Origin of the sequence: Maribacter aquimarinus (genome assembly GCF_047345505.1) — a bacterium.
Taxonomy (GTDB): domain Bacteria; phylum Bacteroidota; class Bacteroidia; order Flavobacteriales; family Flavobacteriaceae; genus Maribacter.
This window is the reverse complement of sequence record NZ_JBLFEO010000018.1, coordinates 52,125-66,132: the sequence shown is the minus strand read 5'-3', so window position 1 is coordinate 66,132 and position 14,008 is coordinate 52,125. Positions and strand designations below refer to the sequence as shown.

Sequence of the window (14,008 nt, the reverse complement as noted above, 5' to 3'; positions counted from 1 at the left end):
GGCCGTAAGATAAAAATGATATAAATTTGCATCCTGTTTAAAGAAAATAAGAGACACCATGTCAAAAGTCTGTGAAATTACCGGAAAGAGGGCAATGTTCGGAAACAATGTTTCCTTTTCCATTAACAAGACCAGAAGGAGATTCGACGTCAATCTTTCCAAAAAGCGCTTTTACATCCCAGAGGAAGATCGTTGGATCACCCTAAAGGTGTCCATGAAAGCTTTGAAGCGAATCAACAAGAAAGGGATTTCAGCCGTTCTCAAGGAGGCAAAGGGCAACGGATACATCAAGTAATCGGTAATACAAGAATACAATGGCAAAGAAAGGAAATAGAATACAGGTCATTTTGGAGTGTACCGAGCACAAGGAGTCTGGCAAGCCAGGTACCTCCAGGTACATCACCACCAAGAACAAAAAGAACACCCCAGAGCGCATAGAGTTGAAAAAGTTCAACCCCATCCTTAAAAAGATGACCGTTCACAAAGAAATCAAATAGTCTTTTGTACAGGACAAAGGGCAGCATAAAACATTGAGTTATGGCAAAGAAGACCGTTGCAAGTTTACAATCAAGTTCCAAAAGATTAACCAAGGCCATCAAGATGGTCAAATCCCCAAAATCGGGAGCCTACGTTTTTGTGGAATCCGTGATGCCGCCCGAAATGGTGAACGATTGGATCGCCAAGAAATAATTGGTTGTCACAACAAAAGTAAATGGGCCCCTTTCTTTAGAAAGGGGCTTTTTAATTTCTATATTTGAGGTGCTATAGCATTTGGTATGAGTTTGTTTAAGAAGATATTTTCCAAGGAAAAGAAAGAGACCCTGGACAAAGGGCTCGAAAAGAGCAAGACCAGTTTTTTCTCCAAATTGGGCAAGGCGGTGGCCGGGAAGTCCAAGGTAGATGATGATGTCCTGGACAATCTTGAAGAGGTGCTGGTCTCTTCCGATGTGGGCGTGGACACCACCCTGAAGATCATAGAGCGCATTGAGGCTCGGGTGGCCAGGGACAAGTACATGGGCACGGAAGAGCTCAACGGCATTTTAAGGGAAGAAATAGCGGGCTTGCTCGCCGAGACCCATAATGGGGATGACACGGCAGAGGTAGTGTTGCCAGAGGACAAAAGACCTTATGTGATCATGGTGGTGGGCGTAAATGGGGTGGGCAAGACCACCACCATAGGAAAGCTGGCACAGCAGTTCAAATCGCAGGGCCTCAAAGTGGTACTGGGTGCCGCGGACACCTTCCGTGCGGCGGCCATTGATCAACTTCAGGTCTGGGCCGATCGGGTAAACGTGCCCATTGTAAAGCAAAAGATGGGGAGCGATCCGGCCTCCGTGGCTTTTGATACCCTGAGCTCTGCCGTGAAACAGCAGGCAGACGTGGTCATCATTGACACTGCCGGCAGATTGCACAACAAGGTCAATCTGATGAACGAGCTCACCAAGATAAAAAGGGTCATGCAAAAGGTGGTGGAAGGTACCCCGCACGAGGTGCTCTTGGTCCTGGACGGTTCCACGGGGCAGAATGCCTTTGAGCAGGCCAAGCAGTTTACCAAAGCCACCGAGGTAACCGCTCTTGCGGTAACCAAATTGGACGGTACCGCCAAGGGCGGGGTGGTCATTGGGATATCCGATCAGTTCCAGATTCCCGTGAAGTACATAGGGGTGGGAGAGGGCATCAATGACCTACAGGTGTTCAACAAAATGGAGTTTGTGGATTCTTTTTTTAAATTGGGGCACTGATGCTGCGCGGGGTCCCTGTGTCTTTTAAGGCCGTATTTTTTGTATGGTTTAAAAAGGGCCATGACAGGTCTTGACCCACATGCGGTAAGGGGTTGCCATCCATTCCCCGAGGGGGTATGTTTTTAAACCCGGATTATATGGGCCTTTGGGAATGGAATTTTTAAGGCATCATCTGGATCATTTCTTTTGTTGCCATCCTTTACCCGGTTTAAAACCTTTTGTACATTACGGGTATGAGTACCGCAAAAAAAAACACGGTTATGAGACTAAAAAATAGTAAGGAGCGGGTTGGCCCATTTACAAGACTGCTGTTCGTCCTGTGTTTGTTGGCCCTGGCCGGTAGCTGCCGTGATGCGGCAAGTACGAAACAGGACACCATAAGGATCTGGGAACCCTATGACGATGCCACCGAGGTGGCCCAGAACGCAGACCACCCCACGGAGAGGATGCGGTACAAGCTCATCCAGTCCAAGGTAATGGATAAAAACAAGGTGTTCTTGCCCTTGTACGAAGAGGTGCTGTCCCTTTCGGAAGCGGACTATAAAACCCTTGCGCCCTTGGTTCTGGAACAGGACATACAGACCCTGAGGGGTCATCTTGATGCCGGTGCCCTTTCTTATGAACAGTTGGTGCTGTTTTATTTGAAGCGCATCTATACCTATGAGCTGGACAATGCCGCCACCCTGAATACCATTATGGCCTTAAATGGCCAAGTGGTGGCCCAGGCCAGGGCCTTGGACCAGGTCAAGGCAGCAGGGAAGGAGCCCAAGGGAAAGCACCCCATTTACGGCATGCCCATTTTATTGAAGGACAACATCAATACCGAGGGCATGCCCACCACCGCCGGTAGCATTGCGCTGCGAAACAATGAGACGGAAGATGCCTTTATCGTAAAGCGTTTAAAGGAGCACGGAGCGCTCATCTTGGGAAAGGTGAACCTTAGTGAATGGGCCTATTTCATGTGCTCCGGTTGTCCCGTGGGGTACAGTGCCATGGGCGGGCAGACCTTGAATCCCTATGGTCGTCGTATTTTTGAAACGGGAGGGTCTAGCTCAGGGAGCGGTACGGCGGTAGCGGCCAATTATGCCGTGGCTGCCGTGGGCACCGAAACCTCAGGGTCCATTTTATCGCCCAGTTCACAGAATTCGGTGGTGGGGCTAAAGCCTACCATTGGGGTGTTGAGCCGTGGAGGTATTGTTCCCATTTCCAGCACGCTGGACACACCCGGCCCCATGACCAAGACGGTTGCGGACAATGCCATATTGCTCTCTGCCATGATGGGCAAGGATGATGACGATGCCAGTTCCGTGGCCCCGCTTTCGGAGGTCTTGACCAGCACCTTGGTACCCACGCCGGTTTCGGAAATGCGCCTGGGTGTCTTCATTGGGTTGATGGAGCGCGACAGTAGCTATGCGGCCACAGTGGAAAAGTTAAGGGGGGCCGGAGCCACCATCGTTTCCTTTACACCGCCCGAGGTTTCAATGGACGGATTTATAAGCATTCTAAATTTGGACATGAAGACCGATCTCCCGGCCTACCTGCGGCAACACACGGACACTGCCCTGGTGCGGATCGCTGGGGTGGAAGATGCCTTTGCCTTCAACAAGGCCGATTCCTTGGTGCGCATTCCCTACGGGCAGGCGGTTTTTGAGGGCATCTTGGCCGATACCACTTCCGCGGCTGATTTGGGGCGAATAAAGGAAACCTTGGAAAGGAACGGCCGCCGGTATTTCAATGAAGCCTTGGATGGCCATGACCTGGATGCCGTACTCTCCATGAACAACCGCCATGCCGGTTATGCCGCCGTGGCCAAGTATCCTGCATTGACGGTACCCATGGGCTATAGGAAAACGGGAGAGCCGGTGAGCCTCACCTTTATTGGAAAGCCATTTTCCGAAGCGGAACTCTTGCGGCTTGGAGCTGGGTTTGAACAGCAGTTTCCCATGCGTAAAATGCCGGAGGCCTATAGGTGAGCATACCTTGGGTTTTAAAGCGTTCCAGCTTCTTTTTGTGGTTGCCTGAAAAAACTGAAAACACTGCCCCCATATTTGCGCTCGTGTTCAAAATGATGCAGGTGGTTCAGGGATAGTTCCTTGGGGTGCTCCACGATCAACATGCCTTGGGGCAACAGCAGTTTATTGGCAAACACCTCCGCTACCAATTTTTCAAACAATTGGGGTGCCATATCGTAGAAGGGATCGGCAAAAATGATGTCGTGGGCTTTGTGGTGCTGTCCCAAAAAGTGGAACACGTCCATGGTCATGGTCTTGAGGCCCATCTCCAAATCCGTGGACACCTTTACCATAAACCGTATGCACCCTTTGTGGGAATCTACCGCCGTAACGTCCCGTACCCCTCTGGACACAAATTCAAAACTGATGTTTCCGGTACCGGCAAAGAGGTCCAATACGCTTATGTCAGGAAAATAGACCTGGTGGTTCAGGATATTGAATAGTCCTTCTTTTGCCATGTCCTTGGTGGGGCGTACCGGTAGGTGTTTTGGGGCCGTGAGCCTCCTTCCCTTGAATTTTCCAGAGATGATGCGCATTAAAGTGTGTTTAAAACGGCAAAGTCCAATGATTTGGCCGGCGTGCTCCCCAAAACAATGTGGTCCGGAACCTTGGGCTCAAATACCTGAACGTCCCTGATGTAGGTGTGGCACATGAGAAATGCATCATTGTCCTTGGAAACGGCGCCAAAGAGATGGGTTGCGGTGGTTTCCGTGTCCAGTTCCAGCTGTTCCAGGACAAAGAGCAGGTAGTAGGTGAATTCTTCCGGGGTGTTCCATTTAAAGCTGTTGTAGAGCAGTAATCGTTTCTGTTTCACCACCAAGACATCCATTTGTCTTTTGCCCACGTGCACATAACATGCCGGCTGTTGGTGCGCTCCGTGGTTTTGTAGAATTGCCTGCACCAGGACGGTGCCGCAGTGCATGTAGGTAAAGGTACCAAACTGTTCGTAGAGATAGTTGTTTATGTTCATATAGGGAACATAGACATTGATCATCTCCTGGTTCTTTATCTCATCAAAGGCCAAAACATCATTGGAGAGCACCTTTGTGTTCAGGGCAAGATAGCCGGTTAAATGGTCGGGGTCAAAAAGTGCTTTGGGGACCAGTCCAAAAAGGGTGTTTTGGTGCACCAGCACCACTTCCTCAAAATCTTGGTGGGCCAGCCCGTGGGCTTCAAAGAGTTTTTTGGTCTCCCTCAAGAGGGTCACGGGGTTGTGTTCCTGCCCAAAAGTGGTGCTGTCCGCCAGCAAAAGGGTATGGTCCACACGATCGGCCACACAAAAAGAAAGTCCATCCAAGCTCACTTGAATGGACAGTTTCTTAAAGTTCTTGTCCGTCAGTCCGGGTTGTTCAGTTAACTTTTTTCTTGTCATATATCGGTGGCCAATTACCACTGGTGCTCACATTCTCCAAAGACCCTACCTTGATATATTTGCCATTGACCTCTTCCACGCTGATTTGGGCATTTTCCCTGGCCACAAGGTCGGCGGGTTGGTCGGTCAATATTTTTTCCTTGGCCACCTTTACCTCGAAAACGGGAGCCCTGTAACCACTTTTCTCAACGAAATCGGCCTTCATTTCAAAGGTTTCGCCGGGCGCACCGGGCACATCCATCAAACTCTTGTAGCGGGTATCGTTTTTAAAGAGGGAATCCCTGACGGACACAAATCCGAGGGTATCAATGATCTTGACCTCCTGTAGCATGTCTATCTGGTAGGTTTCATCGAACTGCATAAAAGAGGAATCCCGTTGTTGGGTGATGACGTACTTGCCGGTGTCCACAAATTTTACCAGGCTGTTAAAATCATTGGCGTACTTGCCGTTCACGGTCTTATAGGCTTCTTGGGCATTTCGGATGTCCTTCAATTTGGAGACCACTTTTTGAAAACGCTCCTGTTTTACCTTTTTAAACTCAATGGGCCCGGTTACGGAATCGTAGATGAGATATCCCAAAACAATGCAAGCGATCCAAAGTACAATTTGTATGATGGTCTTCATTTTGTAAGTGTGTTTAAATTTAGCGGTGCTCACAAATCTACAATTTTTTTTTAATCGTAAAAGTTTTTGGCCAAAAAAAGGGCTTTATCTTTGGAGGTACATGAAAGCACCCACGCCCCAACAATTTTTTCGTACGCTCCTGGACAAGTTTCCCCACACGCCCACGTTGAAACAGGAAGCTGCGATGCAGCAGTTGGCGGCCTTTGCCCTGAGCCCGGACAAGGAAGGTGTTTTTTTGTTGAAGGGCTTTGCCGGCACGGGCAAGACCACATTGGTGGGCACCTTGGTGCATTCCCTCTGGAACATACGCACCAAGGCGGTGCTCATGGCCCCCACCGGGAGGGCCGCCAAGGTCATGGGGAACTACAGCAAGACCCAAGCCTTTACCATACACCGAAAGATTTATTTCCCCAAAAAGCAGCGTGGCGGAGGCATTCAGTTTGTGCTGGCGCCCAACAAGCACAGGGACACCCTGTTTGTGGTGGACGAGGCCTCCATGATCCCAGATGCCCCGACAGACTCCAAGCTGTTCGAGAATGGTTCCCTTTTGGACGATTTGATGATGTTCGTGTACTCTGGCCACAACTGCAAATTGATGCTCATTGGAGATACGGCCCAGCTGCCTCCCGTGCACTTGACTTTGAGCCCTGCGCTGGATGCCAACAAATTGGCACTGCAGTACAACAAGGAGGTGGTGTGCCTTGAAATGGACGAGGTGGTGAGACAGGCGCAGGATTCAGGTATCTTGGTGAACGCCACCCTGCTCCGCGAACAGTTGCAGGGCAGTTTTTTTGAAGCATTTAAATTTCAGCTGGACGGTTTCACCGATATGGTGAGGCTCACGGACGGCCACGAGATACAGGAGGCCATTGACACGGCCTACTCCGAGCACGGCAAGGAGGAGACCGCCTTCATTGTCCGTTCCAACAAACGGGCCAATCTTTACAACCTTAATATCAGGGAACGCATTCTTTTCCTGGAGAACGAGCTGGCCGTGGGGGATTTCATGATGGTGGTAAAGAACAATTACTTTTGGATAAAGCCCAGTTCCGAGGCCGGCTTCATTGCCAATGGGGACATCATTGAGGTATTGGAGATCTTCAACTTCAAGGAACTGTACGGCTTTACGTTTGCCGAGGTAAAGGTACAGATGGTGGACTACCCCAAGATGGAGCCCTTTGAGACCGTTTTGCTCTTGGATACCATTGCTGCGGAATCTGCCTCACTGTCCTACGAAGACGGGAACAAGCTCTATCAAGAGGTCATGAAGGACTATGCCCATGAAAGCTCCAAGTACAAGAAATTTTTGGGGGTAAAGAACAACAGGTATTTTAATGCGCTACAGGTAAAGTTTTCCTATGCCATTACCTGCCATAAATCACAAGGGGGGCAATGGGACACTGTTTTTGTGGAGCAGCCCTACCTGCCCAACGGCCCGGACAGGGAATATCTTAGGTGGCTCTATACCGCCCTTACCCGGGCCAAGAAAAAATTGTACCTTATTGGTTTCAAGGACTCTTTTTTTACGGATCCGTAAAAATGGCTTTTTTGGAACATGGCCCAAAAAAGGAGTGCACATTGGCACATATTCCCTTATTTTTGGACCGACCTGAACAAAATAAACCTTAGGGAATGACATCAGAGACCATTATCAGTATTTTTTTGGGCGTGGGTCTGGCCGCCTCTGTGGGCTTCCGTGTATTTCTGCCCCTCTTTGCCCTGAGCCTTGCGTCCTATATGGGGGTTTGGGAGCTCAATGGGAGTTGGCAGTGGATCGGTAGTCTGGCCGCGGTGATCACCTTGGGCGTGGCCACCTTTGTGGAGATCTTTGCCTATTTCATTCCCTGGCTGGACAACCTTCTGGATTCCATTGCCGTACCCTTGGCCGCCGTTGCCGGCACCGCGGTCATGGTAAGTACCGTGGCCGATCTGGATCCCGTGGTAACGTGGTCCCTGGCCATCATAGCCGGCGGTGGCACGGCAACCGCCATAAAGGGTGCGGGGGCCACGGGAAGGCTCGCTTCCACCGCCACCACGGGTGGATTGGCCAACCCCGTTGTGGCCACGGTGGAGACCGGCACCGCCCTAGTGGTGAGCACGGCCTCCATTTTTGCCCCCATCCTGGGAGCTGTCCTGGTGATCATTATTTTAGCGGTCATTTTCAGCATATACAGGCGCATGCGACCCAAAACAAAAAGATAAGGATAGTGAATACCATAGCCATGATACCCGCCCGTTACGCGGCATCCAGATTTCCGGCCAAACTCATGCAAGACCTCCATGGCAAACCCGTCATTGTGCGCACTTATGAGGCGGCCAAGAACACCGGTCTGTTTCGGGAAGTGTTCGTGGTCACGGACCATGACATCATCTACAATGCGGTGACCCAGGCCGGTGGCCAAGCGATCATGAGCACAAAGGAACACGAATGTGGCAGTGACCGCATTGCCGAGGCCGTGGCCCCAATGGCGGTGGACATCATCGTGAACGTCCAGGGAGACGAGCCCTTTACCGACAGGGACAGCCTTGCCGCCGTACTGCAGGTCTTTGAAGATGATGAAGCCCGGGAAATAGATCTGGCTTCGCTAATGGTGAAAATTACCGATGAAGACGAGATCCGGGATCCCAACACCGTCAAGGTCATTGTGGACCACCGCAACTTTGCCCTGTATTTCTCGCGTTCTCCCATTCCCTACACCAGGGCCAAGGTGCCCGGTACGGTCTTTTACAAGCACAAGGGTATCTACGCCTTTAGGAAAAGTGCCCTGATGGATTTTCAGCGCCTGCCCATGCGGTCCCTGGAGGCCACGGAAAAAATAGAGGCCATACGGTACCTGGAATACGGAAAGAAGATCAAAATGGTGGAGACCCAGGTGCAGGGCATAGAAATAGATACCCCGGAAGACTTGAAAAGAGCACAGGCCGCATGGAAATGAACTTTGGCAACATTAAGGTAGTGGCCTTTGATGCGGATGATACCCTCTGGGTAAACGAAACCTATTTCAGGGAGGCCGAGGAGGAGTTCGCCGGGATGTTGGAAGGTTTTGAGACAAAGAACAAAATAGACCAAGAGCTCTTTAAAATGGAAATGAAGAATTTGGACATCTATGGGTACGGCGTAAAGGGCTTCATGCTCTCCATGATGGAATCTGCCCTTGACCTTTCCAATAACCGTGTTTCCCAGGCAACCCTTGCCAAGATCTTGCATCTTGGAAAAGAGATGATACGGCGTCCCGTGGAGCTTTTGGACGGGGTGGAGGAAGTGTTGCAAGAACTGCAGGGCCGCTACCGCCTAATTGTGCTCACCAAAGGGGACCTGTTGGATCAAGAACGCAAGTTGGAGCAGTCCGGCTTGTCCGATTACTTTCACCATGTGGAGGTGCTCAGCGATAAAAAGGAGAAGAACTATGCCGCCCTCTTGGCCCACTTGAACATTGATGTATCGGAGTTTTTAATGATCGGAAATTCCTTGAAGTCAGACGTGCTGCCCATTGTGAACCTCGGTGCCAGGGCTGTGCACGTTCCCTTCCATACCACTTGGCAGCATGAAATGGCAGACCCACCCAAGGACCTGAACGGGTACGCCACAATGAACTCCTTGCGGGACGTGTTGAAATACTTATGAGTCATGGAGTTGAAAAAAGAAAAGGCAGTGAAGCAGATGAACGGAACCTCGCAAGAATATCGTAATTTTCCCATGGTGCCCAGGGTGGTCTTTGGGCACGGCAGTTTTGATCAGCTTGGAGATATTCTGCTGCCGCAGCGAAGGCATTCCGAGGCTCCCGTGATCTTTCTTGTGGACGATGTATTTGAGGGAACGCCCCTGGTGCAGCGCATACCCAGCATTTTTTGCGATCGCATTATTTTTATTTCCGCCCTGGAGGAGCCCACCACCGAGCAGGTAGATGCCCTTGTGCACCATATCGGGGAGGTGTTTTCCGAAGCGCCCGCCGGCATTGTGGGCATTGGGGGCGGCACCTTGTTGGATCTTGCCAAGGCCGTGGCCATTATGCTCAACAATGCCGGTAGTGCCGCCAAGTACCAGGGATGGGACTTGGTGCACAAAAAGGCCGTGTATCACGTGGGCATACCCACGATAAGTGGTACCGGGGCCGAGGTGTCCAGGACCACCGTGCTCATGGGGCCGGAACGGAAATTGGGCATTAACTCGGATTTTACCCCTTTTGATCAAGTGGTGCTGGATCCAGAACTTACCCGGGGCGTGCCCAAGGACCAGTGGTTCTTTACCGGAATGGACTGCTACATCCATTGTGTGGAATCGCTCAACGGTACCTTTTTAAATGCCTTTAGCCAAAGCTATGGGGAAAAGGCCCTTGAGCTTTGCACGGAAGTGTTCATGCACGATGGTTCGCCAGATCAAAAGCGGGATAAGTTAATGATGGCCTCTTGGCACGGGGGTATGAGCATTGCCTATTCCCAAGTGGGCGTGGCCCATGCCCTGAGCTACGGACTGGGTTTCTTGCTGGGCGTGCGCCACGGTTTGGGAAATTGTCTCGTATTTAGGCATTTGGCCCAATTTTATCCGGAAGGGGTGGCCCTTTTTGAGCAGATGGTGGAAAAGCACGGCATTCAATTTCCACAAAACGTCTGTGCCCACCTCAATGACCAGGAAATGGATACGATGATCCAGGTGGCCATGGGCATGACGCCCTTGTGGGAAAACGCCCTGGGTCCCAAATGGCGCTCCAAAATAGGGCCGGAGGAAATCCGGGCCATTTACCAAAAAATTTAGGCGTACGCCCCCAAACGGTACATTATCCAAAAGCTCCGTGATGCAAAGATTGGCAAAATTCATCTATTTCAAAGTTATGGGCTGGCGCGTAAATGGTGAGTTTCCGTCACATTTAAAAAAGTTTGTGATCATTGTGGTGCCCCACACCAGTTGGTGGGATTTTTTGTTGGGACTCCTCATACGGAAGGTATGGAACGAGGAAATCAACTACGTGGGCAAAAAGAGCCTTTTTGATTCCCCCTTTGGGTGGTTTTTTAGGTGGATGGGCGGTGCCCCCATTGACCGGAGCAAGAGCAGCGATACCGTGGGCGCCACGGCCAAGGTCTTTAAACAACGGGAGAAGTTCCGGCTCACCATAGCCCCCGAGGGCACGCGCAAAAAAGTGGAGCGATGGAAGACCGGGTTCTACTACATTGCCAAGACGGCCCAAGTGCCCATTGTGCTGATCGCCTTTGATTTTGGAAAGAAGGAGATCAAGGTGTCCGAGCCACAAAACCCCACGGAAGACATAGCTGCGGACTTTGCACGGTATGAAGCTTTTTTTGAAGGAGTGCAGGGCAAGGTGAGGATGCCCAAGGCCAGCTAGGGCATACTCCCTGTGGGCTGGGATGCGGGTTCCTTATCGTTGCCCTTTTGTTCCCCGGCCCACGGGATGGCCCCACACGTTCTTGCCCCGGCTTGGATCCCCTGTGTTTACCCAGCGTTTGGGTGCAATGGAAAGGGAATTCCATAAAGGTAGGTTGTGGCACGCTATCATCCCCATTGGCTATGGTTCTTCACGGAGATTTGGTCCTTTAAACCCAAATCATGTATTGCAACTTCGTTATAAAGCTTCCGGACACAATGCATACCGGGGTGCATCGATTTTTGTACGGCACCGCTATGGTTACATCGTAAAAAAGTAACGCAGCGGTAGTTTTCGCAGGAGCCACGAGCTGTAAAAGTTTTTCCTAAGCATATTTTGGGTCAAAACAAGGTTGAGGTTTTTCCAAAGCAAGCGGAAAAGGGGCGTACCCGCCATTTTCACCTCTTTTGGGGCTGCCAATGTATCTTAACGTGAGGTTTTTCCATTGGCACAAAAAAATCCTCCGTGAACAAGAAAGGGAGTTCACGGAGGAAATCTAACAAACTGAAAAACTAACTCAACTAAAAATCATTCTCAGGGATTGGGGGCTGGGTAGGGCTGGTTTCGCACAGGATCGTTCAAACTGTGCCCTATGCCGTTGCTGAATACGTAGTTATAGTTCCGGACCCGTTCGTTGTTGCCGCCCCCGGTGGCCGTGCTCGGCAAGGTGGGCGCGGGATTTCTGTTGATCTCTATCCGGAGTCTGTTGTCCCGTCTTAGAACAATACGGCCGGCTTCACCAGGAATCAGGGTCTGGAACTCATAATTCACATCAAACTCCACCAAAGGGTCGTTTTGTGTTATGTAAGTGTCAATGATATGGTATTGCAGAATTAACCTCAAAACGTCCATATCTGCCCTGGCCATGACCTCTTCCGGGGTTTCCCCTTCCGCAACTTCTTCGCTTCCGGTAATGAGGTCAATGACGTCATTGCTGCCCGTAAAGGCATTGTTGTTCAACATTAGAAAGGTGCGCCCGTCGTTGCTTCCATTGTACAGATCCACCAAGCCTGCCGCTTCCACTGCCGCGGCCATATAATTGAAATTGTCGCCTATAAGTTCTCCCTCTTCGTTCAATCGGGTGGCGGCCTCGGAATTAAAAAACTCCCAAGCGGTCAGATTCTCAAAAGGATCGGTAAGATCAACATCGGGCTCAAATACAAAGCGCTCTTGCAAAGGAATGTCGCAGTTTGCCAATAATAGGGCCAAACTGCAGATGGCAAGCATCTTTAAGTGATTTATTTTTTTCATTATATACATTTTAAAGGATGAAAATTTTAGTACCCTGGTGTTTGTTCCAATAATGGGTTTTCTATGATATGCTCGTCGAATATGGGGAAGAGCAATCTCTCGTCCGTAAGTCTAACGCCACCATCCAAGGTGTCTAAAATGGGGTTCATGATTTCCAATGCCCTGTTGGTTCTCCTAAGGTCCCACCAGCGTTGTGCCTCACCAAGGAGCTCCAATTGGCGTTCATCCAAAATGAACAGTTCGCGCTCGTCCATCGTGGCACCGAACTCTTCTGCCGTGACCGGGGGCAATTGTCTGGCCGACCTAAATTCATTGAGTATGTTCAATGCTTCGGCATCATTGCCCAAACGGTTTTCCACTTCGGCCAAGTAGAGTACAATGTGGGCATAGCGGTAGAGCACCATATCACTGTCATCCAAACTTTGGTTGTAGTTGGTCTTGTTGTACTTGGCCAAACGCGCCTGTCCTATTTCCGCCCCGGCAAGGTTTATGCCGCCTTCACGGCTTAGGTAGTACCTGTAGTCCCCGTACACCGGTGCTAAGGAATCTTGGGGGTCCCCGTTTTCGTCCACGAAATTTACCACCTGGGTAAGGACGGGATCGGTATCGGGGTATTTGGTGACCCAGCCCAAGGAATCAATGGGGAATTTTTCGCGCCATTTGGCTTCCAACAAAGGAGAAAAGTTGTAGGAGGGGAGCCCGGCAAAAAACAGGTTAAAGATTCCTGCCCTGTTCCTACTTCCTGCACCTGCCGTTTCATTTAAGCTGAAGCCAATGGACATAATGAGTTCAGGGCCTTCCTGAATTTTCAAGGGGCCCGTACTTTGGGAGTCCGGGTCAAAGGGGTCTGCATTGTCGTTCAGAAAGAGGTTCTGCCAGTCCCTGGCCGTTGTGGTAAGGCTAAATTGATTGCTGCTTACAATTTTGTTCAAGGCCTCACGCGCCTTTTCGTAGTCTCCCAAAAACCCGTACACGTCTGCTTGGAGCGCCCAGATACTGGTCAGGGAAAAGCGGTAGGGCCGGGCCCTTACCTGCATGTTTTCCTCCGCGGCAAGCATGTCCGGCAAAATGACCTCGTTCATGATGGTATTTGCATCCGTTCGGGGCCTTTGCAGGTCCGGACTTGCCTCTACAACGGGCTCCGTAAAGAGTGGCACACTGCCCCAGACCCGTACGGCCTGAAAGTAGGCATACGCCCTCATGGCCTGTGCCTCTGCCAAGAGGTTGGGGTCAAAACCGCTTATGTTGGGCACGTTTGCAATGACCAGATTGGCCCTATTGATCATGTCGTAGAAATCGTTCCACCGCAGCACGTTCTGGTTACCAGAAGTGATGTTATTGATGGTGAGTTCAATATTGTTGGCATTGGCACTGGGATTGCCATTTACGTAACTGTCTGCCCGGAACTCGCCCCAATAATAGTGTTTAAGCCGCATGGCAGGCTGCATGGCATCGTACATTCCAATGACGGCGGCCTGTGCATCCCCGTTGCTTCTAAAGAAATTGCTGGGATCTATTTCGCTTATGGGCGACTCGTCAACCAACTCTTCACAAGAGGTCACCCCGCCCACCAGTGCCAAGAGGGGCAGCAGGGTATAGATGTATTTTTTTATTGTTTTCATCGTTGT

The 14,008-nt window shown here is 50.6% G+C and carries 16 protein-coding genes; 11 read left to right on the top strand and 5 right to left on the bottom strand.

Annotation, left to right across the window (positions count from 1 at the left end; translation table 11 throughout):
- Positions 1 to 58 precede the first annotated feature (58 nt).
- From rpmB to ACKWCC_RS13120, 5 genes are all read left to right on the top strand, one after another.
- Positions 59 to 295 carry a 50S ribosomal protein L28 gene (gene rpmB, locus ACKWCC_RS13140; protein ID WP_413996405.1) on the top strand — a complete coding sequence of 79 codons (237 nt, stop codon included), beginning with the start codon at positions 59 to 61 and terminating at the stop codon, positions 293 to 295.
- A 19-nt stretch (positions 296 to 314) separates the two neighbouring features.
- Positions 315 to 497: a 50S ribosomal protein L33 gene (rpmG, locus tag ACKWCC_RS13135; RefSeq protein ID WP_413996404.1), complete on the top strand. Its 183-nt coding sequence runs from the start codon at positions 315 to 317 to the stop codon at positions 495 to 497.
- A gap of 40 nt (positions 498 to 537) precedes the next feature.
- Positions 538 to 690 (top strand): DUF4295 domain-containing protein, encoded by a 153-nt coding sequence (locus tag ACKWCC_RS13130; RefSeq protein ID WP_413996403.1) that lies wholly within the window; start codon positions 538 to 540, stop codon positions 688 to 690.
- A gap of 86 nt (positions 691 to 776) precedes the next feature.
- Positions 777 to 1,742, top strand: a complete 966-nt coding sequence (gene ftsY / locus ACKWCC_RS13125) for a signal recognition particle-docking protein FtsY (RefSeq protein WP_413996402.1) — start codon at positions 777 to 779, stop codon at positions 1,740 to 1,742.
- 260 nt (positions 1,743 to 2,002) lie between these two features.
- Positions 2,003 to 3,715, top strand: a complete 1,713-nt coding sequence (locus tag ACKWCC_RS13120; RefSeq protein ID WP_413996401.1) for an amidase family protein — start codon at positions 2,003 to 2,005, stop codon at positions 3,713 to 3,715.
- 14 nt (positions 3,716 to 3,729) lie between these two features.
- On the opposite strand, the gene ACKWCC_RS13115 is transcribed toward ACKWCC_RS13120, so the two are convergent.
- Genes ACKWCC_RS13115 through ACKWCC_RS13105 form a run of 3 tightly spaced genes read right to left on the bottom strand, consistent with a single transcriptional unit; the run spans position 3,730 to position 5,751 of the window.
- On the bottom strand, positions 3,730 to 4,290 hold the full coding sequence (locus tag ACKWCC_RS13115; RefSeq protein ID WP_413996400.1) for an RsmD family RNA methyltransferase: 561 nt from the start codon (positions 4,288 to 4,290) through the stop codon (positions 3,730 to 3,732).
- On the bottom strand, positions 4,290 to 5,126 hold the full coding sequence (locus ACKWCC_RS13110) for a DUF3822 family protein (RefSeq protein ID WP_413996399.1): 837 nt from the start codon (positions 5,124 to 5,126) through the stop codon (positions 4,290 to 4,292). The genes ACKWCC_RS13115 and ACKWCC_RS13110 overlap by 1 nt, the downstream gene beginning before the upstream one ends.
- Positions 5,104 to 5,751 carry a hypothetical protein gene (locus ACKWCC_RS13105; RefSeq protein WP_413996398.1) on the bottom strand — a complete coding sequence of 216 codons (648 nt, stop codon included), beginning with the start codon at positions 5,749 to 5,751 and terminating at the stop codon, positions 5,104 to 5,106. The genes ACKWCC_RS13110 and ACKWCC_RS13105 overlap by 23 nt, the downstream gene beginning before the upstream one ends.
- 100 nt (positions 5,752 to 5,851) lie before the next feature.
- Here ACKWCC_RS13105 and ACKWCC_RS13100 point away from each other — a divergent pair, with 100 nt between their 5' ends.
- From ACKWCC_RS13100 to ACKWCC_RS13075, 6 genes are all read left to right on the top strand, one after another.
- Positions 5,852 to 7,288 (top strand): ATP-dependent DNA helicase, encoded by a 1,437-nt coding sequence (locus ACKWCC_RS13100; RefSeq protein WP_413996397.1) that lies wholly within the window; start codon positions 5,852 to 5,854, stop codon positions 7,286 to 7,288.
- Positions 7,289 to 7,383: 95 nt separating this feature from the next.
- The gene (locus tag ACKWCC_RS13095) at positions 7,384 to 7,953 is read left to right on the top strand and encodes a DUF4126 domain-containing protein (protein ID WP_413996396.1); all 570 of its coding nucleotides are present in this window, start codon (positions 7,384 to 7,386) and stop codon (positions 7,951 to 7,953) included.
- A 20-nt stretch (positions 7,954 to 7,973) separates the two neighbouring features.
- Positions 7,974 to 8,687 carry a 3-deoxy-manno-octulosonate cytidylyltransferase gene (kdsB, locus tag ACKWCC_RS13090; RefSeq protein ID WP_413996443.1) on the top strand — a complete coding sequence of 238 codons (714 nt, stop codon included), beginning with the start codon at positions 7,974 to 7,976 and terminating at the stop codon, positions 8,685 to 8,687.
- Positions 8,678 to 9,376: an HAD family hydrolase gene (locus tag ACKWCC_RS13085; RefSeq protein ID WP_413996395.1), complete on the top strand. Its 699-nt coding sequence runs from the start codon at positions 8,678 to 8,680 to the stop codon at positions 9,374 to 9,376. The genes kdsB and ACKWCC_RS13085 overlap by 10 nt, the downstream gene beginning before the upstream one ends.
- 3 nt (positions 9,377 to 9,379) lie before the next feature.
- The gene (locus tag ACKWCC_RS13080; RefSeq protein ID WP_413996394.1) at positions 9,380 to 10,504 is read left to right on the top strand and encodes an iron-containing alcohol dehydrogenase family protein; all 1,125 of its coding nucleotides are present in this window, start codon (positions 9,380 to 9,382) and stop codon (positions 10,502 to 10,504) included.
- A 40-nt stretch (positions 10,505 to 10,544) separates the two neighbouring features.
- Positions 10,545 to 11,090 carry a 1-acyl-sn-glycerol-3-phosphate acyltransferase gene (locus ACKWCC_RS13075; protein ID WP_413996393.1) on the top strand — a complete coding sequence of 182 codons (546 nt, stop codon included), beginning with the start codon at positions 10,545 to 10,547 and terminating at the stop codon, positions 11,088 to 11,090.
- Positions 11,091 to 11,663: 573 nt separating this feature from the next.
- On the opposite strand, the gene ACKWCC_RS13070 is transcribed toward ACKWCC_RS13075, so the two are convergent.
- Both ACKWCC_RS13070 and ACKWCC_RS13065 read right to left on the bottom strand, forming a co-directional pair.
- Entirely contained in the window at positions 11,664 to 12,380 is a 717-nt protein-coding gene (locus ACKWCC_RS13070) for a fasciclin domain-containing protein (RefSeq protein ID WP_413996392.1), read from the bottom strand.
- A 26-nt stretch (positions 12,381 to 12,406) separates the two neighbouring features.
- Positions 12,407 to 14,002 carry a RagB/SusD family nutrient uptake outer membrane protein gene (locus ACKWCC_RS13065; RefSeq protein ID WP_413996391.1) on the bottom strand — a complete coding sequence of 532 codons (1,596 nt, stop codon included), beginning with the start codon at positions 14,000 to 14,002 and terminating at the stop codon, positions 12,407 to 12,409.
- Between the last annotated feature and the right edge of the window lie 6 nt (positions 14,003 to 14,008).